This is a genomic window from Streptomyces sp. NPDC051183 (assembly GCF_040682455.1).
Lineage (GTDB): Bacteria > Actinomycetota > Actinomycetes > Streptomycetales > Streptomycetaceae > Streptomyces.
Window position 1 is genome coordinate 1 of record NZ_JBFBBA010000112.1, and the last position, 2,245, is coordinate 2,245.

Annotated in this window: 3 protein-coding genes; 1 reads left to right on the forward strand and 2 read right to left on the reverse strand. The window is 65.8% G+C overall.

Annotation, left to right across the window (positions count from 1 at the left end; genetic code table 11):
• Positions 1 to 357 precede the first annotated feature (357 nt).
• Complete coding sequence (locus AB0M99_RS37650; protein WP_365928760.1) at positions 358 to 810, reverse strand: EF-hand domain-containing protein; 453 nt, start codon at positions 808 to 810, stop codon at positions 358 to 360.
• A 187-nt stretch (positions 811 to 997) separates the two neighbouring features.
• Entirely contained in the window at positions 998 to 1,582 is a 585-nt protein-coding gene (locus AB0M99_RS37655) for a 2'-5' RNA ligase family protein (protein ID WP_365928762.1), read from the reverse strand.
• Positions 1,583 to 1,840: 258 nt separating this feature from the next.
• Here AB0M99_RS37655 and AB0M99_RS37660 point away from each other — a divergent pair, with 258 nt between their 5' ends.
• Positions 1,841 to 2,176, forward strand: a complete 336-nt coding sequence (locus AB0M99_RS37660; RefSeq protein ID WP_365928764.1) for a transposase family protein — start codon at positions 1,841 to 1,843, stop codon at positions 2,174 to 2,176.
• Positions 2,177 to 2,245 lie beyond the last annotated feature (69 nt).

Here is a 2,245-nt window from a genome sequence, read left to right on the forward strand (position 1 = left end):
GCGCCGCCGGCGTGCCCTCCGAAGCCTGAGCAACCAGCCGCCAACGGCTTCCTCACGCCCTCAGACGATCACCCCACCGACAACGTGACAGCACCTTCGTGACGCCGCTGACCTGCGGTGATGCATCGCAGACTTGTTCGTGACGCTGACTGTTCAGGTTCCGACCTGGCGACGACAGCTCGCCATCGAAGTGCAGAACGGTTGCTGGTATCTAGTGCAGCGGTGATCTTCGCAGCGGCGAGGGCACCTGCCAACGCGGGACGGATCGTCAGACCGCTTCGGTCGCCGCAGGACAAAGCCGGTGCCCCCGCCGACCACGGCGGGGGCACCGGCTTGGCCAGGCGCGCGGTCCGGCCGCTATGCAGAGGCCAGGGGGTAGCCGGTGACGATCGCGGTGACGTACGAGTCGTAGCTGATCCGCCCCTCGCTGTCCACGGTGACCTCCTTCATGAGCTCATCAACCTCCGGCGAGGTCAGCGGGTCGCCCCAGTTCAGAAGGAGTTGGCGGAACTCAGCCTCCGTGATGAATCCGGTGTCGTCGGTGTCGATGGCCTTGAACGCGTCCAGCATCCGCTTGCTCTGCTCCGTCGGCGTCCCCAGATCCACTGGAACGATGCTGCGGAAGGTGTTGGTGTCGATCCGCGCGTCAGTGCCACCAGTGGCTTCGCGCAGGACCACGTCGACATCAGCCGCCTTCCACCCGCCCTGGTCCACGAGAAGAGCGCGAACGTCTTTCTGGCTGACACCGGTGCCGTCCGTGTTGAGTTCGTCGAACCGGTCCCGCAGCATCTTGCCCTGGTCCTGTGCCATGTGTGGCCGCCTTCCCATGTTGTCGCGGCACGGCGGTGACCGCGCTGCCACCCAGGGTGACAGAACGCTGATCTCCGTGCGGACTCCTTCCGTGTCGTCGGTCGGTTCCCGGCACGCTACCGGTGCTCCGTCCCGACCTGCTTAGTCGGACGGGACTGCGCACCGGGGCGGGTCAGGTTGCGGTCTGTCAGGGCCGGGTGTTGGTGGAGCCATGCGCGAGCGGGATCGTCGCCACTGACTCCCAGGACAGTTCCCAGGCCGTCTGCCCGCCAGGGCGGGGGCCCTGTTGGAACAGGACGTCGAGCAGGCGGAGTTCGGTGATGTGGAACGGGGTGTGGCTGGGCGAGATCCGGCGCAGTGCGGTCTGCAGGGTGTCGGACGATGCCTCGGCCCAGGCGTAGCCGAGCGACATGTGAGGTCGGCCGCCGTCGTGGAGCAGTGCGCCGTGCCCGCGGACCTCGCGGATGGCGGCGCGGACCCGCTCCTTCAGATCGACTAGGCCCTCGTCGGGGGACAGGTCCAGGAATGCACCGGCACGGTTGGCGACCGGGCTGCCAGCGGTGACTTCCAGCGGCCCGGCGCCGGTGAGGTGCTCGCGAAGGGCGGTGGCGAGTTCGTCGCGTTCCTCGGCCGTGATCTTGTCGGCGGTGGTGTCGGCGACCATCTCGATGGTGCAGTGCAGCGTGTCGTCATCCGTCGGGGTGATCGGGAAGGGGCGCATCGCCTCCCGGCACTCGCCGACCAGGCGGGCCAGCGCGAGATCGGTCTGCAAGTCGGGGACTGCATACGGCCTCGGGGATCAATCAGGACGTGGTTAGCGGTAAGCCTCTGCTGATTGGCTTTGTCCACGACTTCCGACAGCACCTGTTCACGGCTCCGGGAGGCACCTGGCGGCTGCGAGAGGCGATGTTCACGAGAACGGGTTCTGGCTCAACTTCTGTGAAGCGGCCACTCTCAGTGACTGCTGGGCCGCTTCGAGCTGTGGGTGAAGTCGCCTGAAAATGATCCCTGGGCAACGCAGTCGGGCTGAATGTACAAAGCCGTGGAAGAGGTCCTGCTCCGGCTGACGGAGTTGTTGTTCCCGTCGATCGCGGACGTTGCGGTGCTGTCGGTAGACGTGAACATCACGATAGTGCGCGTTGATGCGCAATCCACGGCCGACGGCGCCGTGTGCCCGGTCTGTGGCACCTGGTCGAACCGGGTTCACGGTTCCTACCTGCGGTTTCCTGCTGATGTTCCCAGCGGAGGCCGACGGGTCGTCCTTCAACTGAGGGTCCGGCGGTTCACCTGCGGAAACTTGGGCTGCGAACGCCGTACCTTCGTCGAGCAGATACGGGGCCTAATACTGCAACCGCATGTGGCGTGACGGTTGGTGTCGGTGCTCGTTGTTGTGACTGTGTGATCAATCGCTGACGGTCGAGCAGATCGAGTCGTG

Excerpts from the sequence above, each read along its gene's own strand:
- AB0M99_RS37650 (WP_365928760.1), bottom strand. The coding sequence starts at position 810 with ATGGCACAGGACCAGGGCAAGATGCTGCGGGACCGGTTCGACGAACTC.
- AB0M99_RS37660 (WP_365928764.1), top strand. The coding sequence starts at position 1,841 with ATGTACAAAGCCGTGGAAGAGGTCCTGCTCCGGCTGACGGAGTTGTTG.